Origin of the sequence: Chryseobacterium paridis (assembly GCF_016595215.1) — a bacterium.
Lineage (GTDB): Bacteria > Bacteroidota > Bacteroidia > Flavobacteriales > Weeksellaceae > Chryseobacterium > Chryseobacterium paridis.
Window position 1 is genome coordinate 253,419 of record NZ_JAENHK010000008.1, and the last position, 25,673, is coordinate 279,091.

The following is a 25,673-nucleotide window of genomic DNA, read 5'->3' on the forward strand; positions in this document are numbered from 1 at the left end:
ATTCAAATGAATAATAATATTTTAGATTTACATCCCGGTTTAGTAATTGGTTTTGCAATCGTAGTAGTTATCATGCTTTTATTGGATCTTGGCGTATTCAACAAAAAAGCACATGAAGTTTCTTCAAAAGAAGCTACCATATGGTCAATAGTATGGATTTCCTTATCAATGGTATTTTCCGGTGTTGTATATTGGGTTTTCAACCAGACGGAAGGACATACCCTGGCATTAGAAAAATTTACGCAATATCAGGCTGCATACTGGATTGAGAAAGCTCTTTCAGTAGATAATCTTTTTGTATTCATTTTGGTTTTTGGTTTTTTTAAAGTACCTAAATTTCTTCATCACAAAGTTTTATTCTGGGGAATTATCGGAGCTTTAATTTTCAGGGCTATCTTTATTTTTGTAGGAGTTGAATTAATTGATTTGACCTATTTACCTGAAATAAATATTTTCGGCCACACTCTAAAAATCAATGTTGTAATGACACTTTTTGGTTTGTTCCTTATTTATGCAGGAATCAAATCATGGGGTGATGGCGGCGATGATGATGACGAAGATTACAGTGATACGGCAGGTGCAAAACTGATCAAAAGTTTTTGGAAAGTTTCTGATAACTATGATGGTGATAAATTTTTCACCGTACAGAACGGAATAAAAATGGCAACTCCGCTTTTGGTAGTTGTAGCTGTTATTGAGTTTACAGATGTACTTTTCGCAGTTGATTCTATTCCTGCGATCTTTGCAATTTCCAATGATCCATTCATTTTATATACTTCAAATATATTTGCTATCTTAGGGTTAAGATCACTTTACTTTCTTTTAGCAAATTTTATTCATATGTTTAGCAAATTACCGTATGGATTAGCAATTATTTTAGCTTTTATCGGGGTTAAAATGCTGATTGCGCCTTGGTATCATATATCATCTCCAATTTCATTGGGAATTGTAGGCGGAGTTTTGATAGTCTCCGTTTTACTGTCAGTCTTGCTTCCAGAGAAAAAAGAAAATGATATAGTCAAATAATCTTATTTTAGTAATGTCCTATTCATTTACGTAAGAATGTAAAAGGACATACTCACAAAAACTATAGCCATGGAAAGACAAATCTCATCTCAAAATAACAACAGTGACTTTATTACCGATGTGTCTGGAATGGAAGAGATTCCAATACAGTATAATGATTTAGAAAATGAAATTTTGGGTAAGGATCTTAGCAGTAAATCATATAATTATGAAGTTGATTCTTATAAGCTAGGTAGTAAATACAGGAAGAAATTGACTCTTGATGATGTTCAATGTACTCTTCTTGACCGATTATCATTTAATACTAATGTTTTTAATGAGATAGAATATTGCAGAGTTCAAATCTTAAAACAATTTCTGCGACTTACAGACTTTTTGTTTAAAGAATGTGTACCTATTAATAGGTCATATCATACAGTTGTTGATGAACTGACTGAAATTATCATTGTTTTAGAATACAATTACAAAAATGACAGCTTAAATTATAAATATACATCCGAATCAATACAATCAGATATCTTCAACCATCTTCTGAAGTTGTGTGAAAATAGTGTACGGGATTTTTATGAAATAAAACGTAAAATTAATATTGATTTTAAATATACAAAGCCGGAAATCCTAGATAAATTTAATAAGAAAATAGTATCCAAAGCAGAGGTTTTTCTTGAAAATCATAAGCATCAAATTTTAGATGCCGATTATAGAACCAATCTAATTCTAAATGAAACAAATACAAACAGATGGAAAACCAAATTTGAACTCATTAAATCAGACTATACGAATGCAGTATCCTTTGAAAGAGAGATTGCTAGATTGGCAGAAGTAAATATCAATAATCCTTCGGTTGATAGTTTGTATTTTGAGGCTTCAAAATTTATCTCTGTTTTTGATAAAAATTCTGCACTCCGTTTGTATGTTTATTATTTAGATAAGGATCTGGACTCACAAAAGTTTGATAATAGGCAGCTCAATAAAACAATCCAAAAAAGCTTATTCACTAATGTTACTCAATTTACCGAGTTTGAATCTATTGTCAATGAATTTGTTCGCAACAGAGATTTAAACTCATGTATTGAAAAATTGAACAAAATATATTTACCTAAAAGAAAAAAAATCATCATCGATACCGAAGCTATTGAGCATGTAAAAAGATTAGACTCGGAAATTACCCAAAAATTAGGTGATATTTTAAGTGATGATGAAGAAAATGATTATCTGCATTCAGAGTCTAGAGAGGATGATAATAAAAATATAGCTTTTAGCATAGCTAATACATCTGATGATACAATTATTAAATACGAAGCAGATTTAAACTTCAATGACATTCAGAAGGATGTTTTAGATTTATTTGAAAAGAATAGTTTTACTATTCTTTATTCAGAATTTTCAGATTATATGAGATCCAGACAATTATTTGTTGGAGCAGCAATAGAGTCAATTAACGAAATTTGTTTTGAGCTGCTTGACGATGTACTTATAGAAGAGGAGGACGAATACTTAACTATAAACCAAGAATACTTTAAAAAACTACTTACTCATGATTAATAATATTAAACCAAAAGAAGCTACATCAATAATCAATTCTTTGACAGGTGGTGTGGTCCCAAAAGTGGGAGTTCAACACATCACAGTTGGAAGATCTGAAGAAGTTGATGCGGCGATCACAACGCTAGAAGAGGTTAAAAATGGTCACAGCGTGGTCAAATTCTGGATAGGAGATTTTGGAAGTGGTAAATCTTTTATGCTACATTTACTAAATACGGTAGCGATGAAACAAAAGTTTGTTGTTGCCAATGCGGACTTCACTCCGGACAACAGACTGTATTCTAATGACGGAAAGAGCGTAATACTTTACTCTGCTATTATGGATAATATTGCCATACAGACAAAACCTGAAGGAGGAGCACTTCCTACTTTACTAGAAAAATGGATTGAACAGGTAATATCTAAAACTGCAGAGGATAACAAAATTTCATTGGTTGATATTCGCAACAATCAATATGGAGATCTTATCAGAAACGCCATCATGAAAACAGTGAACGAAATTACTGAAGTCGGAGGTTTTGATTTCGGTTCAGTCATTGTTAAATATTATAACGGGTACATTACTAATGATGAATCTTTGCGTAGAAATTCTCTTAAATGGTTAAAAGGTGAATATAAAACTAAAACCGAAGCAAGACAGGATTTAGGAATCCGTGAGATCATTAATGATTCCAATTATTATGATATGTTGAAGAACTTCTGTAAACTTTTTGTAAGCATGGGATATAGCGGATTCATGATCAATCTGGATGAAGCCATCAATCTCTATAAGATTTCAACCTCCGCAGTGAGGGAAAAGAATTATGAAAAGATTTTATCCATTTATAACGACTGTTTTCAAGGCAAAGTATCTAATTTATTTATCAATTTTGCGGGAACAAAAGAATTTCTAGAAAATGAAAAAAGGGGGCTGTTTAGTTATCAGGCTTTGAAATCCAGACTTCAAAGCAACAAATTTGAAACTCTTAAAATCCGAGATTATGCACAACCGGTTATTAAACTACATCCTTTGGATCACAATGAAATCTTTGTGTTGCTAAAAAAATTAAAACTAATTTTTGATTTCAATTATAAAATAGAACTTAACATCACGGATGAAGAAATTTCTGCATTTATGGAGGAAATGTTCAATAAACCAGGAGCATCAGAATTCCTTACACCAAGAGAGGTTATCAGAGACTTTTTGAATATACTGAATATCATAAGACAAAATCCTGAAGTTGATAAAAAACGTCTTTTCGGTGAAATAGAGATTTCTGATGAGAGACCAAATGATCTTGTTCTGTTAGATAGTATTGAGGAATTATGACCGCATTTGACCTTTTATCTGAACCGATTAGAAAATATATCAGGGATCAACGTTGGGAAAGCCTCCGAAAAATTCAGGAGGCATCAATTCCCCGTATATTACAAACAGAAAACAACTATGTTATCATCTCAAAAACCGCATCTGGTAAAACAGAAGCAGCATTTCTTCCTATTCTTTCCAAAGTAAATTTTAAAGAGAGAGGAGTTAAAGTATTGTATATTTCTCCACTTATCGCACTAATCAATGATCAATTTGTACGGGTAGAAAAGCTATGCGAATATCTCGATATAAAAGTTACTAAATGGCATGGAGAAGCTTCCAAAGCTCAAAAAGATCATCTCATTAAGAATCCTGAAGGCATTGTTTTAATAACACCAGAATCTTTAGAGGCCATGTTTGTTAACAGACCTTACAATATTCATCATTTATTTTCTAAGCTCGACTACATCGTTATTGATGAAATCCATTCCTTTTTAGGCTCAGAACGTGGAGTTCATCTGAAATCACTCTTAAGCCGCTTACAGCAGGCCAACGAAAATAGGTTTAAAGTTGTTGCTCTTTCTGCAACTGTAAGTGATGTTAATGAGTATGCAGAGCTAAAAGATTATTTAGGAAATTCTGAGGATACAAAAATAATTCGTGACAATACTCCTAAACCTATTAATGTAATTTTCAAATATTTTCCGGGGCCTGTCACAGAATTACCTCTTGATCTTCTGAAGGATTTATATGTCAGAACCCATGATTCTAAAGTTTTGGTTTTTCCAAATGCTAGAGGAAGAGTAGAAGAAGTCGCTGTAAAACTTAAAATGATCTCTGAGCGCGTGGGTGGTCATAAAAATTACTTTTCTCATCACTCATCTGTTGATAAAGAAGTTCGTGAATATGTAGAATTTTTTGCGAAAAATGCCAGTTTACAAAATTTCTGCATCTCCTGTACTTCCACCTTAGAGTTAGGAATTGATATTGGAAATGTAGATGAAGTGGTGCAGATTGATGCAACAAATAGTATCGCATCACTAATACAGAGAGTCGGAAGAAGTGGAAGAAGAGAAGATAAATCAAGTAATCTGTGTCTTTATTCAACTGATAAATGGAGTCTTTTGCAGTCTATTGCTTGCTGGCTTCTTTACACCGAAAAATATATTGAACCGATTCAAGTCACTGAAAAGCCATATGATGTACTGCTCCATCAAATTCTATCGATTGTAAAAGGAAGTTCAGGACTTTATTTAGTTGAGCTTTTAGATAAGATAGCTAAAAACCCAACATTTAGCAACATCACAGAAATTGAAGTAAAAGATATCATCAATCACCTTAATCAAATTGATTTTCTTGAAAAATTAGGCAATGAATATATTATTGGTGTTGAAGGTGAAAAAGTGGTTAATAATAAAGATTTTTACAGTTTATTTCATACGCCAACTTTTTTTAAGGTTTCAAGCAATGGCGTTAAAATCGGAGAATTGCCACTTACTCCACAGGTTAGAGAAGATGAAAATGTATATTTATCCGCAAAAATCTGGAAGATTAAGTATATAGATTTTGAATCTAAAAAGATAGAAGTTATTCCTGCAAAAGATGGCAGAAAACCTCTTTTTCTTGGCGATGCAGCTGATACAGCACATTTGATAAGAGAAAAAATGTTGGAAATTCTATTTTCTAAAGAAGTTTATGATTTTTTAGATCAGGTCGGCCAACTTGTTCTACAGTATTTTCGTGTCGAACTCTCAGTATTTAAGGTCACTAATGTAAAAAAACAACGACCATTATTAAACAGTAATGATAATATATTCTTTTATTCTTTTGCAGGATCGCAAATCAACAAAACAATTTGTTTACTATTTGAGGAAATCGGAATTGATTATAGATATGATGAAAGCTGCTCAATATTTCAATTCAAGCATTCTGAATTAGATCTACTAGAAAAAATTAAAGCAACAAAATTAAACGACGATCAGATTAACCAAATTTTATATAAACATTTGGAAAGAAATCCGAGTATGATTAATTTTTCAAAATGGGGTGCTTATTTACCTCTGAGATTTCAAGCTGAAATACTAAAAAATAAACTTTATAATTTTGATGAATGTTTCACTTTCTTAAATAAAATTGACTACGTTTTCAATGAACATGATGTTGACTAATTTATTATGATGGATTTATTATTTACTCATATTAAATTGTAAATTATCATCTATTTATGAATTGCTCTATGGATTGTCAACAAAATAGTACGAGATTAAGAGTATAAGAGAAGTTATTAAATATATTTTTCTTATATCTGATTTAGCAAAATGAATCAAAAACCAACATTTCTAAGATAAGTAATTCGGTTTTACCTATCTCCGCTAAGAGGTAAAACTTAAAAATCTATTAAACCTACAATTTGCAAAAATTGTAGGTTTTTTGTTTTTTTGGAGATATACTCAAAATTTTCAAAAATGCTCAAAAAGTTGTAGCAAAATCGTGGCACTCTTAAATCTCAAAAAAAATGTCGTAGAATTGAGATTAAATGCTGTAAATCAAATATTAGGAATATTTAACGACTTGATTTTAGAATGCATTAGTTCGACATTTATTAACTTTTAATAGTGTAGGTTATCCAGATTATATATAAATTTAGATTATGGAAAAGTGTTGATTTCAGGTTTCATATACCTCAAATTTCATTCTTTACCAATAAAAACTAATATACTATGGAACAACAAGAAAAACCAACGGTAGCAGGTGTTGCTACTGAATCTGACAAAGTAAATGCCCTTAAGTATGCCGGCGCTATTCAAATGGCGGTCGGTGTTGGTAAATATGCTCCGCCGGACCAGGACTATTATCCTGATAAGGAAGCATATTATAAAGTATATAACGATCCTAGCTTTGCCCTTGTGCGAGATGTTGATTTTTTGGCTAATTTCAATATACAATACACAATACAGGTTAAGGAAAATGTGGCCACGATGGACGGCAAGGAGATCGTAATATTACCAGAGGAGTACTTATCCTACTATGGTTATATCGCAATGGAAGCAAATCCCACCGATCCTCAAAATCCGATTTGCGTGGTAGCCTTTCGTGGTACACAAACTCTTTTTGAAGCATATGAAGATAAAAGATTTGCAGAGGAGTCCTTCATAGAGTATGACGATGTGGGTAAATGCAAGATCCCACAAGGCTTTCATGAGATGTTGAAAAAGGCCCAGATTGTACCGCTGAAGAATAGTGGAAATACTGGCCGGGCTTCGTTATTTGAGTTTGCAAGAAATCCGGGCGTCCTTTTTGGAGGGAACGCGCCCAAATATATAACAGCTATAGGATATAGTCTGGGTGCTACAATGGCTACTTATTTTGCTGCACTGGCAACCTTGAAAGGCAGGGATAATGTCCGCCTCTTTACCTTTGCATCGCCAAGGGTAGGAAACGTTAATTTTATTACCTGGGCTGCCCAACTAATTAAAGAAAATAACATAGTTCGAAGTTATAACAGGGCCGATGAGGTTCCTACACTTCCTGACTGGCCTAGTATCAAGGGTAATCGTTGTTTACATGTGCCTGGTAAAGAATTTCAAGTGGATTCTACTAATGATTATAAACATGTTAGACCTGGTTCGGAATGTGCACATCAATTGTCCGTTTATATGTACCTGATGGACAGTAGTAAAAACCCCAACGTTGTTGGTGCTGGCGGTCATAAAGATTGTATGCCCGTAACAGAAAAATAATAAAGGAGGGTGTCTCAAAAGGCACCCTCCTTTTTTTGGGGATCTCCTGGATGGCTTTTCCTGTTCTTATGGTATACCCGGAGGAAAAACACACTCCGTCATATTTAAAGCCTCTTTGCAACACCAGACTTGTATGCAAAAAAAATAGAGTAGGTATTAGGCGTTCGATTGTTATTCCTTTCAGTCCGCTACAAATAAAACCTTAGAAATTTATTAAGCCAGCAATTTGTGAAAATTGCTGGTTTTTTATTTTTCTGTAGGTAGTATCTTCAAAAATGCTAACTGTTTTAGTTTACAACTCCTTTCAATACAGGAATGCTTTTATATGAATTTTTCAATTCTAATTTCAGTTACTACTTTAAAAAATTCCCATCTTATACGTCTAGCATGTAAAAAAACAATGTTCAGGATTATAAATTAGAACGTTGTTTCGTAATTAAGTTATTTATTTTTAGTTTGTTATGTTGTTGTTAAATAAAAGGTTCGCATTTATCCTGTGGAACATTCCAAGCCTTTCCCAGATCTAATTTTGCATCATAAATATCTTTATTATGAAAGCACTCCTGATTTTTTCGGTCATGTTGTACCATTATTTTCAACCCGATATTGCACCACCGGTCAGCAAAGAATATCTGAATTATTCGATTATAAAAGACAATAAAACTATCGGTAATATCCGTGTAGAACGTTCTTTAAAAGATGATGTCACCGAATATCTTTTTGAATCCCGAGCTAAAGTAAAAATTCTCTACAGTATTGAGATTTATGATAAAATGGGTGTCACTTTTAAACAGAATATTCTGCAGCAGGCCAAACTATACCGAACAATGAACGGGAAACTAAAAGTAAACAATACGGCTACCTGGAACGGAAGTTTTTATAATCTTTCGGACAAAGATGGAGCTAATGGTTCTTTAAAACAATCCATTTTCAGTTCTACAGCAAGTCTGTATTTTAATGAGCCGGGAAAAATAAAATCTGTTTTTTCGGAGAAATTTCAAAAAATGATTCCTATTCAGAAGGTTACTTCCCAAAAATACAGGATCGATCTGCCAAACGGAAATACGACTACATACACATACAACAACGGAATTTGCACTTTAGTGGAAGCAGATACGGATTTTGCAAGCCTTAAGTTTGTTCTTGATACGAGTTCCAATAAGCTGCATTAAAGTACTTATTTTTCTCTTTGTTTTAATAATTTATAAAATTAATAAAACTAAAAAAGCCGGGAAATCCCCGGCTTACTTCTATTTTATACAAAATTATTTTTTAATGAATTTTATACTTTCCTTGGTATTACCATATTCTACATTAACGATATAATTACCCTTTTCCAAACCTTTGATATATTCACCAAACTCTAAACTCTTCCAACCGTTTACTTTTACAGTAGAATGGTTTAATAATTTTGAGGAATAATTATAGATGCTGATTTCAACATCCCCTCTAAGCTCGATGCTACTTACCAGCTTTGTGCTTTGAGAAACAGGATTACTATCAAGCTTAAATGTGATATTTTTTTGAGTGTTTTCTATGGTAGTTTTAGTTGTGTTTTTACTATTTGCCATAACAAAACCATTTACAATGCTTCTTTTTGTGCCATCTCCTAATCTGGCATCCAACCTTATTGAATAAATTCCGCTTTGCTCACTACTAATATCTGCTACAAATTTGTTGTTTTGAAGTTTGAAGTTTATATTCACTGATCTTTCTTTTAATCTTGTTCCTTTTAGATCTGATACCAAATAGGTGCTATTTTTAAGCAGAACCTTTTGATTTTCTTCCTGTGTCAGATTAGGAAAAGATACTTCCAGATACGTTTTCTCACCGTCCTTTGTCACTTTGTACTGCATTGGACTATCAATTCCATCTTTTACTATTGCGATGAACTTAGACGTACTATTCAATTTTAGTTCTCGATCCGTCAAAGGAAGATCTAATGATAATAAGTGGCTTTCACCATCTTTACTTTTACCTTCGGCTGTGGATGGTTTTATTTGATTAACAATCCGTCCTGTCGTCGGATTTAAGATGTTTACGGAAGCGTTTACTTCTTCGGTAATAATTTCAAACTGAACATGAGTAATATTTTTGCTTAGCTGTAAACTCTCCTGGTCCTCACTTGAAAACAACTGATAATTACTGACTGCTTTTAATTCTGAGTTTTCAGAATTTATTTCTTTATTAGATGTTCCTTTATTGACAATCTGGCCATTCAAAACGGGCTTTATAGCTTGATCCCAAACATAAACACCTTCCATGATGTCCAAATGGTTAATATATCCTTTTGGATCGGTGTCTGTCATTATTTGCTTTGCTCCAGGTCTTGTTGAACTATAAAATGGAGTGACACCGTCATTCTTTCCTCCTCCTAAAGTCGTAATCATTGTTCCTGCCGGAATTATTACTGGAGAAAGCAACCCAAGCACTCTGCTATATCCCCATGCTCCTAAACTGTAGTATTTTCCAGGCTTGTTAAGAGGATGGTTATCCATGTAAGGTCTGAAATAGTTATCACAGTAGTAAGTAGTAGATAATTGTGATCCTGGTCCCAATTGCAATGCAGCTGTTATCCAGCTTAGCATTGGGTAATTAGCAAAATCTGCAAGCTGGGTTCCTCTATGAGGAGTTCCCAGAGTAATTACTTTGTCAATTCTATTTGTTTTCTGATATTCAAGTAGAGCAACATCGGCAGCTTTCCCTCCATTACTGTGAGTGATCAGTGTCATTACACTTGCTCCATAATAATTCCCTACTTGATCTATTGCTCTCGCAAGAATTTCTCCATTTTCCCAATCACCTAGAAACCTACTTGTGGCAACAAAAGCTGTTTTGTATCCCGCATTATATGCATTTTTATACAATGAGTTTCCGATAAGTAATGATTCTGTTGATCCTATAAAACCGTGGGTAAAAATAATTGTTTTCCCATTGTAGTTTGGAGGAGTTGTGCCATACAGGATATTATTTTCTGAAAGACTATTGAGATAGTTTATAGATAATAAATGAGGTTCTGGTAAAGTAGCATATGGTATCTGCTGACTGAAAAACTTACTCGAAAAGATAAGTAAGAATAGTAATAGAATTTTTTTCATAATGTAATATATTTAATTTGTTGAATAGAAAGTTAATATAAAACATTGTTGGTTTATTTGTGTTTTTATTGAATAAATATGTGCTACATAGTTAAATATTTGAATTTGTAGCAATTGTTTATAGGAATTACTTGTGAAATCGTTTTTTTTTAAGAAGGGGAAGTGATGGCCATATGCTGCATTAATGTATTTTTTTAAATTAATTGTTTTTTAATTTTTTATACCGTTTGTGGTATATTACTTGTTGTCAATATTATTCACAATCGAGAATCTTTTGAAAACTATAAAATGATATTCAAGATGTTTCAAAGTTCTATTATTATTTCCTTTTTCTTCTTGTTAGGTATGCATTTGGGCTATGGCCAATCTGCTGAGATCAACCTTAAATTTAAATATGACAACAAAGCTAATCCCACGGGTATCGATGTAACATACACCTTGTCTGAAGATTTTAGCAACAACACGGAGCGATTATTATTTTTATATGATAAAATGTATCCATTACAAAGAAGTAGTGATACTATATCCAACTTGCGGGTGACAGATAGGCTGGGTGCATTTCCTCTAAAACTTCAGACAAATGATAAGTCTAATAATTCAGATTACATGAGCTGGAGTGCATTACGGGCTCAAAGCGGACCTTTAACGGTTTCTTACTATGTGCCATTAGCTCCCCGGATTGCGTTGAAAAGTGGACCAGTAAAAGATTTGCAGGCTGCGGGTGATGGATTATCAGGGGCAATTGGGAGTTTTTTATTATTCCCCGATCATTCAAAAAAAATTACGATTAATCTCCATTGGATGTTAAACAATGGCCAGGAAGCTGTTTGCAGCCAGGGTTTTGGGAGAAATATATCATTTCAAACCTCCATAGTTGATCTTTTTGAAACACAATTTTTAGCGGGTAGTCTGTATTCTCATGCAAGCAGTAAAGCTAATATGGGGTTTAGTATGTATGGACTTGGACAGGAAGTAAATAGTGAATTGAATGCTTCTGCGGATTGGTATGAAAAAGCATATAAAACAATTAGAGGTAGTCTCAATGGATCACCCACTTCACCTTTTTATTATTTTTTCCGGTCTTACGATGGCAATCCGATGTCAAGTGGAAGAGCTACGAATGGATCATTCCTTTTGTATCTTCCCAAACAAATGTCAATGAATGATGAGGATACAAAAGTGTTATCAGCCCATGAAATGATTCATGTTTTTGTTTCTGATCTAGTTGATGATGATGGATTGACAGATTGGTATGTAGAAGGTATTGCCGACTATCTTTCAGTAAAATTATTATACGATGCACATTTGATTAACGAAAAGAAGTATCTTGAAGTGGTTAATGGGCAAGTGGCAGAATATTATACAAACAAGTTGAGGAGTACACCAAATAAGGAGATACCAAAGGTAATGTGGTCGGGCACCAATGCATGGACCACTCCTTATACCAGAGGTTCAATGTATTTTGCTGACCTTGAAGGCAAACTAAAGCAGCACAAGGCAAAAGTGACTGTACTCTCGCTGATTAATACCATGGATTCCATGAAAAAGCGAGGCGAGAAAATCGATCCAGATTCATGGGCAAATCTGCTAAAGAAAGATGCTGGAGCTTGGGCAGTAGCAGATTATGAAAGTATGTTGGCTGGGAATGTAATTATTCCTGTAGATAATGCTTTTGGTGAAAAATTTAAAAGAAAACCTGTTAAGGCTAGATTTTTTGATCTAGGTTTTGAGTATCCAAAGTCTATTAAGGTAGGAGAGCAGATTAAAAATCTGAGAACCAATTCTCTTGCTGCGAAAGCTGGATTAAAAGAAGGCGATATTATTAATAGTGCTGTAGATCTTATTCCATTATATCGGAGCTATTCAAAATTGTTGACCATTGAAGTAAAAAGAAACGGTAAGGTAATCCCAATTACATATGCTCCCCGTTCAGAGGTAGCAAGTGCATATAAATGGACGACCATCAGATAGAATGAAAAGAGTAGGAGAGTTTTTTAGAAAAATTGAGATCATAAAAATTAAAGAGTTTGACATATTGTATCTAAAAAAGTAAAAAACCCGTGATATTAGTTAATCACGGGTTTTTTGTAGGAAATAGTCTCCAATTCAATCTGAAAATCGTCAATGACTTCACAATTGTATTATTGGAGAACTGATCATTTTATAGTTGTTAACTTAGTATCTCACATGGAGCGTAGCAATACAACCAAGGACATTTTTTTATTCCCGGAGGTGGGCAGCATATTTCGGCGCAACCCGCGGCTCCACCATTAATGCTCTTTAACTGATCTCTTGAAATTTTCTTAGAATTTTTCATAATAAAGTAATTGGGTTAAAGTTAAATTAAGGCTGGTTTCCACCACCGCATCCATCGAATGGCATGCATTGCCATTTACCATTGATTAAGCATATTTGACCACCAGGACAGTTGATGCCGCCCTTAATGGTTTTCAAATCCTGTTTGTTGATTTTTTTTAAATTTTTCATAAGAAATTTGGTTTAGTCTGTGCTAAAATTAATCAATTTTTATTAATCAAAATTAAGTTATTGATAAAATATTTTTATTTAATAAGTTCTTATGTTGTTAATTTTGTTTTTATTTAATGTATGTAGATGAAAATAATTTAATTAAAAAGTAAGATCGTATTCTTTACATAAAATCTTGCCTTATGACAAGCTCACTTTCATCATAACTGGATAATTTTGCTTAAAAGATTTGAAACTCTTACTCTTAAAATACAAACCAAAATCTAAATATTACTATGAAAAATTTAATCAAATTCAATAAGCTCTTCAAGCCATTGTTAATGGTTTTTGTTATGATGCTTACCAACTCATCATTATACGGACAAAAAATCAAGCCTTCCAGCAGTGGCTACGTACCTGTAAATGGTATTAAAATGTATTATGAAGTGTATGGAGAGGGTAGACCACTCATTCTATTGCATGGTGCTTTTATGACTATTGATACAAACTGGGGACAATTAATCCCTGAATTATTAAAAAACAGAAAAGTAATTGCAGTTGAGCTACAGGGACATGGACATACGGAGTTTTCCGAAAGAAAATTGTCACAGGCTACTTTAGCAAGCGATGTAGTAGGGCTGATGGACTACCTGAAAATTGAGAGTGCCGATGTTGCGGGCTATAGCTTTGGAGGGGCTGTAGCGTATCAGTTTGCTATTCAAAGTCCTAAAAGACTAAAAAGTTTAGTGATCATTTCGGCTACTTATAAAAATACTGGCTGGCTCCCTGAAATAGGGAATGCTTTTAAGAAAATGAAACCTGAAATGTTTGCAAATAGTCCTATGCAGGCTGCATATGATGCAGTAGCACCCGATAAAACGAAATGGACAAAGTTCCTCGAACAGATGATGGCTACTGCGGGAGAGCCATTCGATTTGGGTGAGGCTAATATTGCGAAAATTTCTGCACCTGTATTAATTATAGCGGGTGACAACGACGGACTTGATAAAATTGAGTTGATGAAAACCTACAAATTATTAGGTGGTGGTGTTTCTGCAGACCTTGGACCTATGCCAAAATCCCAATTGGCTATTGTTCCGGGACAGGGACATGTAAGCCTGATGATGCAGACTTCAACAATCTTGAATTACCTTAATAATTTTTTAAAATAGTTTATCTGATACATAATATAATCAAACTAAAATAATAGCGCGTAATTTCTTTCATATCAGCGATTCATTACAACAAAACGGGGCAAATCAACTGATTTGCCCCGTTTTTATAACAAGAATTTTATAGTAAATTAAAGGTTAAACTTTTACGTTTTTCCATTTTCCTCTTTTAAAAAAGATGAAGGTCGCAATTGCAATTGCTGTTTCAGCGACTGGTATTGCAATAAAGACACCCGTTGGTCCCATCTCCATATATTTGGTCAAAACATATGCTAATGGGATCTGAAGAAACCAGAAACCAAAAAAGTTGATCCATGTAGGTGTTTTTGTGTCACCAGCTCCATTAAGGGCATTCATCATCACCATACCAATACCATAAAAGATAAAAGCACTGCTCATGATACGCATAGCTCTTTGGGCTACTTCTTTAATCTGAATGTCATTCGTAAAGAATGAAACCAGCCAATCTCCAAAGAAGAGAAATAAAACAGTAACGATAATCATAAAGATGACATTGTATTTTACGGTTGCCAGTACAGAGTCTTCTGCCCGTTGAAATTGTTTCGCACCCAGATTTTGTCCTACTAATGTAGCTGCTGCATTACTCATTCCCCATGCAGGAAGCATAAAGAACATCATCAGTCGCAATGCAGTCTGATATCCTGCAGAACCATGATCTCCACCTGTTGTTGCAACAAGCTCAGCAAGGAAAATCCAGCTACAAGATCCAATAACAAACTGGAGTATACCCGGTGTTGCAATTCCGATCAATGATTTGATGACAGGCCAATCAATATAAAAGTGAGGCAGTTTTATTTTTAATTGATGTTTTCCATTAAATAAACAGAATAACTGATAAACTACCCCCATTGATCGTCCAATGACTGTTGCCAAGGCTGCTCCTGTCAGCCCGAATGCAGGAATCACTCCCCATCCGTTAATGAATATAGGGCATAAAATGATATTACAGATATTAGCGATCCATAAACTTCGCATGGCAATAGCGGCGTTACCTGCACCCCGGAATATACCATTAATCAGAAACAACAACATGATGATCACACTGCTTCCCATCATGATCCGCGTAAACATTACTCCGGCCTTAACGGTTTCTTCTGTAGCTCCCATTATATGCAAAATGTCACCCGCATAAATAATACCAAGAATACTTAAAATAAATGTCACTGTAAAAGCAACGATAATCGCCTGCATACCAGCATGAGCTGCTGCATCGGGATCTTTTTCTCCTATACGTCTTGCAACAACAGCAGTGGCAGCCATACTCATTCCAATGGCGATGGAGTACATGACCGTCAATACGGATTCCGTTAAGCCTACTGTTTGAATTGCATAGCTACTGTTTTCAAGATGCCCTACAAAATAAAGGTCCACTAATGCAAATACAGATTCCATGATCATTTCAAGCATCATGGGAATGGCCAGTAAAATAACCGCCTTATTGATATTACCAGTTGTATAATCGGTTTCAGCACCAAGTAACGACTGCTTTAACAATGAAAAATAATGTAAAACCTTTGATTGGTTTTTCTTATAATATGACATAAATGTAAAAATTAAAAGTAAGTAATAGAAAAATAGAACGAAGTGACCTCGTTCTTAAAAGTGTCTTATGTGGTAAGCCCAATTATTGTGCAGTGATCACACTGGCAAGGGCTACTATTACTTTCATATGCAGTAGCGATTGAACGACAAATATAATTATTTTTGATATTAAGTTACAAAAAAGAGTAAAAATGTTTCATTTTTTTTCGGAAATTTAATTTTTTAGATATAAACAAAAGGTTTCAACGTGAAATGATCTTTTCAATTAAAAAAAGCCTATTCAAAATGAATAAGCTCTTTTTATCAATATCAATTCCATTTTTTATTGTGGTTGTTGTTGCGTTACACAATGTACCATTCCACCATTGGCGAATAAGTTACGGCAGTCGATTCCAACTACAGTCTTATCCGGATATAATTGCTGGATAATCTGGTTGGCAACCACATCATTCGGATCATTGTAATTAGGTACCAGAACCCGGTTATTGGCAATGTAATAATTGATGTAAGAAGCTCTTCCCACATTTTTTCCATAAGTGGTCACTACCTCATTTCTTGTCAAAGGAACCTTAACAAATTGATAAGGGGTGTCATTTTTTCCTTTTGCCATATATAATTTATCAATATCGCTGTCCGGAACTTCCCAATAAGCCAGGTCATTAGGGTTCATGGTAATAATCGTGGATGAATTTGCAAATCTGGCAAAACCATCAATATGCATATCTGTAATGTCCCGGCCGGCTCTTCCATTCAACCAGATAAATTTGGTTACTCCCAAATTCTTGGTAAATATGGCTTCTGCTTGTTGTTGCGTCATTCCAGGATTTCTGTTGTTATTAAGAATAGAGCTTTTACAAGCCATTAGAACTCCATTTCCATCAATTTCGACACTTCCACCCTCATTAATCATTACAGAATTAAGATTGATTTTGGGGATATTTGTGTCTGTTGCAATTTTTGATGGTATTGTATTACAATTGCTGTAATCTGCTTTATTACCCCAACCATTAAATCCCCAATCCTGAATAAGTAGCTGCCCATTTTTGTCTTTTACATAAATAGGTCCATTATCTCTTACCCAAACATCATCGGTTGGATATAACTTAAAGCTTATATTGGTGAGTGGAACTCCTGCATTATTTAATAATCCTATGATGCGTTCTTTTTCTGTACCATCATAAGCAATGAGGTGAACCTTTTCACTTTGTGCCAATTCTTTGGTCATGGCTACCCAGGTAGCATCCAATCGGTTACGATAAGTAATACCATATTGATACTGATGGGGCCATTGAAGCCATGTTCCCTCATGTGGAGCTGATTCTTCAGGCATTTTGTAAACAATAGCATCAGGGCTTGTTGTATTTGAATTATCCGTTAGTTCTCCCTGACTACAGGAAAATAAAAAAGCAGGTAATAATAACAATGTGATTTTCTTTTTTTGCATAATTAATCTATTTTGATACGGCAAAAATAGATTGATAAATGCTCGTAGAGTTGTCCGAAATTGACAACTTACTTTAAAGGCAACAAAATATAGGTGAGTTGTTCTTCTTTGTTTTCTGTTGCATGTTTTTCATATTTTTCAATGATGGGTGTATGTGAAAACTCAAGCCCGGAATGAAAGATCCACCGGGAATAGATTTTTGTGTAGGTTTCATCTATTGTTTCATAGCCACCATGGTGAGCGAAACGGGCATACTTGCCACCAAATATTGCTTTTGAAGGGAGTTTTTTGTTTTTTGCCTGGATAGTAGAACACGCATCATACCGGCAGTTTATTTCAGTTTTGATCAACGGCTCATCTGCTACTACACCGAAATATTCTGTGTCGGAAACGGGAAATTCATTTTGCATAAACCTTTCCCACAGCAATTCAATTTCTTCGTTGTTGTAGTAGGTGTGAATGCTTTGATAATATATTTCTGTAGGCTTAAGGTAAATAATTTCTGGTTTTAGCAATATATCAGATGTTACCGGAACCAGATCTGGTCCACAAAGTAACTTTTCCTTGCTTAGCTTAGCCGCTTTAGGTGAAATACCAAAATGCTGTTTAAAAGCTTTTGAGAAAGAGGCAATATTCGCAAATCCAACTTCAAGTCCAATGGAAGTAAGACTTTCCTTACTGTAAAGGATCAGTTTATAAGCATTTTCTACCTTCAGTCTTTGTTGGAATCCTCCTATTGTTTCCCCACAACTATATTTAAAAATACGTTGTATGTTTCTGTAAGAGTAATGAGAAACATCTTCCAGATCTTTCACAGAAATGGACTGATCGTAATTTTTTTCAATAAAATTGATGACCCTGTAAATACAGTTCAGGCTGTCTTCCATAACAGAGATAATTTCAGAGGAAAGCTACTTAAAATAAATTAAAAATAAAAGAATAGCAGAGTTGAGCTGACACATAATCAGAACATTATTTTTTATATAGCTTCACCACAAGCTAATAGTTCAGGAAGAGGGAATAAGGAATATGGTTTATATTTTACTGATAAATTTCACTTTTGGTTTACTGTCTACCCTTAACACACTTTGTTGGTGAAATTTACGAATATACCTTTGCGTAATACTGTCCAGCATTGCATTTCTTTCTTTCGTTGGTTTGCCAAGGAAAGTAACCACTTTTGTGTTTTCTGATATCGTCAATTTTGTTTGGGTATCCATCCATTTACCCACAGCATCTGATTCGGTATATCCTTCCGGAAAATAGTGAGTGATAACATCATCCGTGAATGCTTTCCATTGTTGAGGGGTTACATTACCACCAGTGGGAATGTTTGTGCCAAAATATAGATCAGTTCTCTGCATTGTACTGCAGGAAATTAGTGTTACACTTAAAATAGTAGAGAGTATCAGTTTTTTTTGAGTTTTCATTGGGATTTAAGGTAATAAGTTTTGCCCAACAAATATAAAATTTTAATTAAATAATTCAAATATAAGGGATAAAATAGGGATAGGATATTTTATCCCTTATATTCAGTTTTAAAAAAAGCCTTTAAATATTAGTTTTTAAAGGCTTTTTCATATTTTTATAATTGATTAACTGCTCATCAAAAACCTGAACTTATTGATGTTTTTAAGAGCAATACCAGTTCCACGAACAACTGCTCTCAAGGGATCTTCAGCAACACAAACAGGCAAACCTGTTTTTCTGTGTATTCTATCAGCTAATCCATTAAGCAGGGCACCACCTCCGGCAAGATAAATTCCGGTTTTATAGATATCTGCAGCAAGTTCAGGAGGAGTAAGGGAAAGGGTTTCCAAAATAGCATCTTCAATTCTCATCAAAGATTTGTCGAGCGCTTTGAAGATCTCCTTATAGTTTACCATAATTTCCTTTGGTTTTCCTGTGATCAAATCTCTTCCCTGAACCGGAATATCTTCTAATGGGTAATCTAGTTCTTCTAAAGCAGAACCTATCTCTATTTTTATTCTTTCTGCTGTTCTTTCTCCTACGTATAAATTGTAGTATGATCTCAGAAAATAAGCAATGTCGTTCGTGAATACATCCCCTGCAATTTTTAACGATTTATCACAAACGATTCCTCCAAGAGCAACTACAGCGATTTCAGTAGTTCCACCTCCTATATCAACAATCATATTTCCCTCGGGATTTTGAACATCGATACCAGCTCCAATTGCGGCTGCCATTGGCTCATAGATCAGCTTTACTTCCTTGGCATTTACTTTTAATGCAGAGTCTTTAACAGCTCTTTTTTCTACTTCTGTAATCCCGGAAGGTATACATATCACGATTCTTAAGGCTGGTTGAATAAATTTCCCTTTGATTCCCGGGATGAGTTTAATAAACTCTTTGATCATATGTTCTGAAGCATGAAAATCTGCGATCACTCCATCTTTTAATGGTCTTATCGTTTTAATGTCTTCATGGGTTTTGCCCTGCATCAGTTTTGCTTGTTCTCCTACAGCAATAGGCTTTCCTGTTGTGCGATCAATAGCAACGATAGACGATTGATCAATGACGATTTTATTATTGTGTATTATAAGTGTATTAGCGGTTCCGAGATCCATTGCGATCTCCTGTGTAAACATATCAAATAGCCCCATCTTTTTTCATTATTTTATAGGCTGCAAAGTACGGCTTTATGTATTGAAAAAATGGCCTCTGGATCTCAATTTTGGAGTTAAAATTGTGTTAATTATTTGCATCAACTTATTAAAGGCGTGATGAAAAATACCCATTATACATAACTGTACAAACAAGAGATTATAAAATAATATTTACTTAATTTTAGGATAATTCTTCTGAAGAATTAAAATCAATCAAATCATGGATTACAAAAGCTTTGCTGAACAAATCATTCATCTAAAAAATGCAGATTTGGAATTTCGGAATCAGCTTATTCAAAAAGGGCAATTGGGAGAAGGGTATAATGTAGAAATGGAAGTACTTCACAATAAGAATGCAAAAATATTAAATGAAATAATAGATACTATCGGATATCCCACCATTGATAAAGTAGGCAAAGAAGCCCATGAAGCAGCATGGCTGATTATACAGCATTCTATTGGACGGCCTTCTTTTATGAAAAAGTGTGCTGAATTATTAAAGAACATAGGCGCTGAATATAAAGAAGACAAGGTTCATTTAGCATATCTTACAGATAGGATTGCTGTATTGGAGGGAAAACCACAGCTTTACGGGACTCAATTTGATTGGAATGACATGAAAGAATTAACACCAAACGCTTTCGATGATTTAGTGAAAGTAAATAAGAGAAGAGAATCTATTGGGCTCAATACACTTGAAGAACAAACACAACTCATCCGGAACCGCGTAAAAAATGAAAATCAAAAGCCCCCTAAAGATCTTGATCAAAGAAAAAAAGATATGGATGAATGGCGAAAGAGAGTAGGCTGGATAGAGTAATCGATATCAGATCATTTTATTTTTGAGGTCCTTATATTTTGAACGTCCTATGGGTAATTGCTCTCCAGTTTTAAGTAAAAGCCCATATCGACTGCCCGTACTGATAACGATCTTATCAGCCTGTTGAAGATTAACCAGATAGGACTTGTGAATTCGCTCAAATCCATCTGGAAGAAGCTGCTGTAAAAGTTCAAGTGATTTGTCATGCAGTTCCTGCTGCCCATTTTTAAGATACAGCTCTGTGTAGATGCCTGCTCCCTTGATATAAATAACTTCATTAATATTGATTAATCGGACTTGTCCGGATCTTTTTACCGCTAGGTATTTAATACCATCGTCCGATTTTATAGCCGGGCTGATAAACCGATTCAATGCCTGAAAAAGTCTTGTCTGATCAAAAGGTTTAGGGACAAAATCAAGAACTCCATAAGCAAAAGCGGTAATTGCTTTATCAATATTAGCTGAAACAATGATCGTATGAAAAGAAGCTGCTACCATATGTTCCAATACTTCGAAACCATTATCTCCATTGAGATTCAGGTCTAATAAAAGCAGGTCAGGAACTTGATGGGTAATTTGATCAAGCCCTTTTTGCAAAGAATCACATACCACAATCCGGATTGGCTTATTCCCAAAAAATTCGGTTGTCATACGTTGCAGGCGACGGGCTATTCTCGCTTCGTCTTCTATGATCACTATATTCATGATAATACAATTTGAATGGTAGATATCCAACCTTTTTCTGTAGCACCAGAACTGAATTTCCAGTTATTCCCATAGCTTTCGGTTAAACGTGCTTTGATATATTTAAAACCATTGCCTCCTGTTCTGTCTGTTATGATCTGCCTGTTCTTTGCAATAGTTTCAAACATGTATTGCTGACTTTTTTCCGATGCTGAATAATGAAGTACAAAAGTTATTGTATTTCCCGGAAGGGGTTCACTATGAGTAATGCCGTTTTCTAGTAATGTATGAATGATAGCAGGAGGTATAAGCTGGGTCTCGTCTATTCCGATTTGTTCCCACTGATAATTGATTTCCTTACGGAAACCCATTACAGAAAGGTGCTGACGGCAAAGCTCCAGTTCCTTTGTGATGGGGATCAGGGTTTGTTCGGAGATTTCGTTCATGATATCAAATTCTGAGGCTAATGCCTGTATAAAACGAGCGCCTTCCTTTGGTGATTCTTCTACCCAATCCATCATAGAGGTGAGGGTATTTCTTAAAAAATGGGGCTGAATATTCTTTTTCAGTAATTCCAGTTGCAGCCTTGAGGAAAGGAGTATGGCATTCTGATGTTCGGCCTCAATAACGCTGGTTCTGATCGAATGCAGATAAAGCATACACAGTACAATTATTGTAAAACTGATAAACAATCCATAATCATACAATACAAACTTACCCACAAGTGCACTTATGACAAGGCCAACTAATAAAATAATGCCTCCTTTTTCCTTTTGAATGATACCATTCAAGACAACAATAAAATTGGCGATCAGCATGGCAAGACTATAAAGGCGGGCAGTCAGATCATAGTGTCCATAATTTGATATATATAGAAATATCAGTGTTCCAAATAGAGCAGCCAATAACCATGGACCTTTTTTAAACTTGAACTGGATGATGAAATAAGCAGGGACGAGTAGTGCGTTGGCAAATGTAAGCCAGCCGATAATTTCCAGTCGTACAAAGAATTCAGAATAAGGGATTACCACATGGAATTTCAGATATTCCATAATGAGTAGAGCGAAAAAAAGCAAGCATATTGTGCCAAAGATCAGTATATCCCAATGCCTGCGTTTGCTGTTCAGGAAAAGAAAAAAGTAATAAACGGCTGCAATAAGAAAAGCACCAGCCATCAGGTTCATGTAGGATATGGTAACCAGAGGTCTTGTTAATAAGGAGTTATAAGGATCTATTTTAAATCCGATGCTGCGTTGGACATGCGGAAGCAATGATTGTGAACTGCGTAAAGCAACTGTATGAAAGCCAGGCGAGATCAGATGATCCGGAATTCTGTAATAACTGCTTTCCGTACCAGGTATTTCAGGTTTTCCATTTTGAGGGATTTGTCCGTTATTGCCGATAAGTACGCCGTCCCAGTACACCTCAAAGGAACCAAAGGATTCGATCTGAAGACCCAGTGGTAAAATATTATTTTCTACCTGGCGTAGGTCTAAATGGGTTCTTGACCAGAAGATATGATCAGCTGTATTACCTCTAGTCTGAGACCAGTCTTTATCATTGTAATCTTTGGATGCCCAGGCGATATCATCACCTACTTTGTAAACAGGTATGGGATCTTCATTACGAATAACGGATGGAGCCAATATACTCAACATCGCCAGCAAAAATATAAACTTATGCATAATGTAAATATACAAGGTAATTTGCAAAACCGGATGGCAGTTTGAAAGGCTATATAGCTGTTCACATGTTTTCTAAAAGAATGAGTATATCCTCGGTCTAATTTTACATCATGAAACAAATTGTATTACTCTTTCTGATCATGATAACTGCCCCATATTCCTTTGCGCAGCAAGCACAAATAACAGGTATAATTCATGAAAGCCCAGGCACACCTATATCCTATGTAACCATAACATTAAAAGATGGGGAGGAAAAAGTAGTGGCAGCCAGTATTTCAGATAATAAGGGCGTATTCCGAATGGAAAACCTTCCGGCAGGAAATTACAATATCAGCTATAAGCTAATTGGTTTTCAAACGATGAACAAATTTGTACAGATCAATGCCGGTGCAGTAGTAGATGTTGGAACTATAGTCTTAACACCAGATGCAAAACTCTTGCAAGAAGTAGCATTAACGGGGCAACGCGGATCTGTAAGTTTAAAACTTGATAAAAAAGTTTTTGAAGTCGGGAAGGATGTCCTTTCTCAATCTGGAGCAGTAACTGATCTGTTGAACCAGGTTCCTTCAATCAGTGTCAATCCTGGTGGTGGAATTAGTTTAAGAGGAAACAGCAATGTGTTGGTATTGATCAACGGGCGACGCACCGGATTAACTCAAGGAAACGCATTGGAACAGTTACCTGCTGATCAGGTAGAACGGGTAGAAGTCATTACCAATCCGTCCTCCAGGTTTGATGCTGCAGGTTCTGCAGGAATTATCAACATCATTCTCAAAAAGAATAAAAAAGCAGGTTTCAGCGGACAGATGCGTTTGGTGGGTGGCATCCCTAATGAAACCCGTGTTAGTCCGAGCGTGAACTATAAATCTAATAAGCTCAATCTATTTGCTACCTATGGTTTGAGGTTATCGGATTATGTAGGTCTTTATACGATGCAGCAATCAACCGGACTTTCTGGAACCCCGGTTTACCTGAACCAGCGACAGGATGAAAACAGGCATGATAATGCCAAATTGTTATATTTTGGCGCAGATTATCAGATTAATGATCATAATACAATTACCGCTGCCTTTCTCCGAAATTCGACACGGGATCATGATAAGACAAGACTGAACTACCTGTATTCAGACAAAAGAGGTGCTATTGATAGTAGTCTGAGCCGCAATGGAGAATCATGGGAAAAGAGAAGCTATAACCAATTGGAATTTAATTATACCAAAATCTTTCATCGTGTAGGCAAGAAATTGACTGTAGATATGCAATATGATTTCTGGGATAGTGATAAGGAATGGAATTTAGCCACTGGCAGAGTTTTTCCGTTACCCACTACCTTTCCAACCATCAGGACAAGTTCAATCGGAGGAAGTAAGGATCTGATGATTAAAACAGATATGGTACAGCCACTGAATAGTATTTCTACATTGGAATTTGGTTTAAAAGCTGAAGATCGCAGGGTAAGCAGTGATTTTTTGGCAGAGCAGCAAAATGCTACGGGTTGGGAGATCATCGACCAAATCGACAATCATCTTTTATACAAGGAATTAATTGGTAGTGCATATGTACAATTTTCAGGCAAGATGAAAGCTTTTAGTTATCAGGCTGGTTTACGCGGTGAACTGACACGTGTTGGTATTGAAGATCGGATCGGAAGCTATACCAATAATAAAAATTATGGCAGATTATTTCCAACCTTAAACGTAAGTTATCGTTTTAATGAAGGGGCAACTTTACAAGGGAGCTACAGCAAAAGAATCAACAGGCCTTCGTTGGGTATGATATATCCTTTTAATGAACTCACGGATCTGAGTACCCGCTATATTGGAAACCCTGATCTTAATCCTTCGTATGCTAATGTATTTGAGCTTGCTTTTCTAAAAAGCTGGAAGACACTTACCTTGAATCCTTCTCTTTATTATCAGAAAAACAATGGAGTGATAGAAGACTATACCTATCGGAATTCTGATGGTCTTTTCATTACCATGCCGGTCAACATAGATAAAGAGACCCGCAGTGGTTTGGAGCTTTCAGTTCTCTATAATCCTGTTAAATGGTTGCAATTAAATACTGAGCTCAATTTATTTCATTATGCTAAACGAGGAATGTATAAGGGGCAGTCCTTTGATTATTCCGGGAATACCCTTACTGCCCGTTTAAGCGCGCAAGTGAAACTAAAGGATAAGCTTGCTTTCCAGACACTGTATAATTTCAGAGGTACCAATGCTACAGCTCAAACCCATACTAATGCAGTCCACAGCATTGATTTTGGATGTAGCAAGACTTTTTTAAAAGACAAAGCAACAGTTACCTTTGATGTAAGTAATCTATTTGATTTACGAAAATTAGGCAGCAGGACAACCGGACAGGATTATGTCATCAACCAGACCAATATTCCTAATGCGGCACGATATAGGTTGACACTGGTTTATCGACTTAATTTGAAAGATAGTCAAAGTGTTCGGCAGGCAAAAAGTGGAAACCGGAATTGATGCTATAGATATGATTTTTTATGGCTTTT

20 protein-coding genes are annotated in these 25,673 nt (G+C 35.1%); 10 read left to right on the forward strand and 10 right to left on the reverse strand.

All coding sequences use genetic code 11. The features are described from left to right. Nucleotides 1-6 precede the first annotated feature (6 nt). The 6 genes from JHL15_RS09680 (at nucleotide 7) to JHL15_RS09705 (ending at nucleotide 8,771) form a co-directional block, all read left to right on the forward strand. Nucleotides 7-1,026, forward strand: a complete 1,020-nt coding sequence (locus JHL15_RS09680) for a TerC/Alx family metal homeostasis membrane protein (protein ID WP_200245378.1) — start codon at nucleotides 7-9, stop codon at nucleotides 1,024-1,026. Between the two features lie 69 nt (nucleotides 1,027-1,095). Continuing rightward, the gene (locus JHL15_RS09685; protein ID WP_200245379.1) at nucleotides 1,096-2,571 is read left to right on the forward strand and encodes a tellurite resistance TerB C-terminal domain-containing protein; all 1,476 of its coding nucleotides are present in this window, start codon (nucleotides 1,096-1,098) and stop codon (nucleotides 2,569-2,571) included. Beyond that, nucleotides 2,564-3,880 (forward strand): ATP-binding protein, encoded by a 1,317-nt coding sequence (locus tag JHL15_RS09690; RefSeq protein ID WP_200245380.1) that lies wholly within the window; start codon nucleotides 2,564-2,566, stop codon nucleotides 3,878-3,880. Before JHL15_RS09685 ends, JHL15_RS09690 begins: the two co-directional genes overlap by 8 nt. Next, the gene (locus JHL15_RS09695) at nucleotides 3,877-6,027 is read left to right on the forward strand and encodes a DEAD/DEAH box helicase (RefSeq protein WP_200245381.1); all 2,151 of its coding nucleotides are present in this window, start codon (nucleotides 3,877-3,879) and stop codon (nucleotides 6,025-6,027) included. The genes JHL15_RS09690 and JHL15_RS09695 overlap by 4 nt, the downstream gene beginning before the upstream one ends. A gap of 552 nt (nucleotides 6,028-6,579) precedes the next feature. Next, nucleotides 6,580-7,599, forward strand: a complete 1,020-nt coding sequence (locus JHL15_RS09700; protein ID WP_200245383.1) for a lipase family protein — start codon at nucleotides 6,580-6,582, stop codon at nucleotides 7,597-7,599. A 551-nt stretch (nucleotides 7,600-8,150) separates the two neighbouring features. Continuing rightward, complete coding sequence (locus tag JHL15_RS09705) at nucleotides 8,151-8,771, forward strand: DUF6134 family protein (protein WP_200245385.1); 621 nt, start codon at nucleotides 8,151-8,153, stop codon at nucleotides 8,769-8,771. A 93-nt stretch (nucleotides 8,772-8,864) separates the two neighbouring features. On the opposite strand, the gene JHL15_RS09710 is transcribed toward JHL15_RS09705, so the two are convergent. Next, entirely contained in the window at nucleotides 8,865-10,697 is a 1,833-nt protein-coding gene (locus tag JHL15_RS09710) for a T9SS type A sorting domain-containing protein (protein WP_200245387.1), read from the reverse strand. Between the two features lie 300 nt (nucleotides 10,698-10,997). Here JHL15_RS09710 and JHL15_RS09715 point away from each other — a divergent pair, with 300 nt between their 5' ends. After that, the gene (locus tag JHL15_RS09715; RefSeq protein ID WP_200245388.1) at nucleotides 10,998-12,668 is read left to right on the forward strand and encodes a M61 metallopeptidase family protein; all 1,671 of its coding nucleotides are present in this window, start codon (nucleotides 10,998-11,000) and stop codon (nucleotides 12,666-12,668) included. Between the two features lie 199 nt (nucleotides 12,669-12,867). On the opposite strand, the gene JHL15_RS21215 is transcribed toward JHL15_RS09715, so the two are convergent. Beyond that, nucleotides 12,868-13,014 carry a bacteriocin-like protein gene (locus tag JHL15_RS21215; protein ID WP_234047730.1) on the reverse strand — a complete coding sequence of 49 codons (147 nt, stop codon included), beginning with the start codon at nucleotides 13,012-13,014 and terminating at the stop codon, nucleotides 12,868-12,870. Between the two features lie 26 nt (nucleotides 13,015-13,040). Continuing rightward, nucleotides 13,041-13,184, reverse strand: coding sequence for a bacteriocin-like protein (locus JHL15_RS09720; protein WP_200245389.1), 144 nt, complete (start codon nucleotides 13,182-13,184; stop codon nucleotides 13,041-13,043). 275 nt (nucleotides 13,185-13,459) lie between these two features. Here JHL15_RS09720 and JHL15_RS09725 point away from each other — a divergent pair, with 275 nt between their 5' ends. Next, nucleotides 13,460-14,335, forward strand: coding sequence for an alpha/beta fold hydrolase (locus tag JHL15_RS09725; protein ID WP_234047731.1), 876 nt, complete (start codon nucleotides 13,460-13,462; stop codon nucleotides 14,333-14,335). A gap of 138 nt (nucleotides 14,336-14,473) precedes the next feature. On the opposite strand, the gene JHL15_RS09730 is transcribed toward JHL15_RS09725, so the two are convergent. The 5 genes from JHL15_RS09730 to JHL15_RS09750 form a co-directional block, all read right to left on the reverse strand. Continuing rightward, on the reverse strand, nucleotides 14,474-15,898 hold the full coding sequence (locus JHL15_RS09730) for an MATE family efflux transporter (protein WP_200245390.1): 1,425 nt from the start codon (nucleotides 15,896-15,898) through the stop codon (nucleotides 14,474-14,476). 322 nt (nucleotides 15,899-16,220) lie between these two features. Next, entirely contained in the window at nucleotides 16,221-17,342 is a 1,122-nt protein-coding gene (locus JHL15_RS09735) for an agmatine deiminase family protein (RefSeq protein ID WP_200245391.1), read from the reverse strand. 68 nt (nucleotides 17,343-17,410) lie between these two features. Beyond that, the gene (locus JHL15_RS09740; protein WP_200245392.1) at nucleotides 17,411-18,229 is read right to left on the reverse strand and encodes an AraC family transcriptional regulator; all 819 of its coding nucleotides are present in this window, start codon (nucleotides 18,227-18,229) and stop codon (nucleotides 17,411-17,413) included. 147 nt (nucleotides 18,230-18,376) lie between these two features. Next, nucleotides 18,377-18,772 (reverse strand): DUF3574 domain-containing protein, encoded by a 396-nt coding sequence (locus JHL15_RS09745; RefSeq protein ID WP_200245394.1) that lies wholly within the window; start codon nucleotides 18,770-18,772, stop codon nucleotides 18,377-18,379. 165 nt (nucleotides 18,773-18,937) lie between these two features. Further along, nucleotides 18,938-19,966 (reverse strand): rod shape-determining protein, encoded by a 1,029-nt coding sequence (locus JHL15_RS09750; protein ID WP_200245396.1) that lies wholly within the window; start codon nucleotides 19,964-19,966, stop codon nucleotides 18,938-18,940. Nucleotides 19,967-20,189: 223 nt separating this feature from the next. On the opposite strand from JHL15_RS09750, the gene JHL15_RS09755 reads away from it, so the two are divergent. After that, the gene (locus tag JHL15_RS09755) at nucleotides 20,190-20,789 is read left to right on the forward strand and encodes a DUF6624 domain-containing protein (RefSeq protein ID WP_200245397.1); all 600 of its coding nucleotides are present in this window, start codon (nucleotides 20,190-20,192) and stop codon (nucleotides 20,787-20,789) included. A 6-nt stretch (nucleotides 20,790-20,795) separates the two neighbouring features. Here the strand turns inward: JHL15_RS09755 and JHL15_RS09760 are convergent, their stop codons facing one another. Next, nucleotides 20,796-21,494 carry a LytR/AlgR family response regulator transcription factor gene (locus JHL15_RS09760; RefSeq protein WP_200245398.1) on the reverse strand — a complete coding sequence of 233 codons (699 nt, stop codon included), beginning with the start codon at nucleotides 21,492-21,494 and terminating at the stop codon, nucleotides 20,796-20,798. After that, entirely contained in the window at nucleotides 21,491-23,158 is a 1,668-nt protein-coding gene (locus tag JHL15_RS09765) for a histidine kinase (protein WP_234047732.1), read from the reverse strand. Before JHL15_RS09765 ends, JHL15_RS09760 begins: the two co-directional genes overlap by 4 nt. 110 nt (nucleotides 23,159-23,268) lie before the next feature. On the opposite strand from JHL15_RS09765, the gene JHL15_RS09770 reads away from it, so the two are divergent. Next, entirely contained in the window at nucleotides 23,269-25,644 is a 2,376-nt protein-coding gene (locus JHL15_RS09770) for a TonB-dependent receptor (RefSeq protein WP_200245400.1), read from the forward strand. The last annotated feature ends 29 nt before the right edge of the window (nucleotides 25,645-25,673 follow it).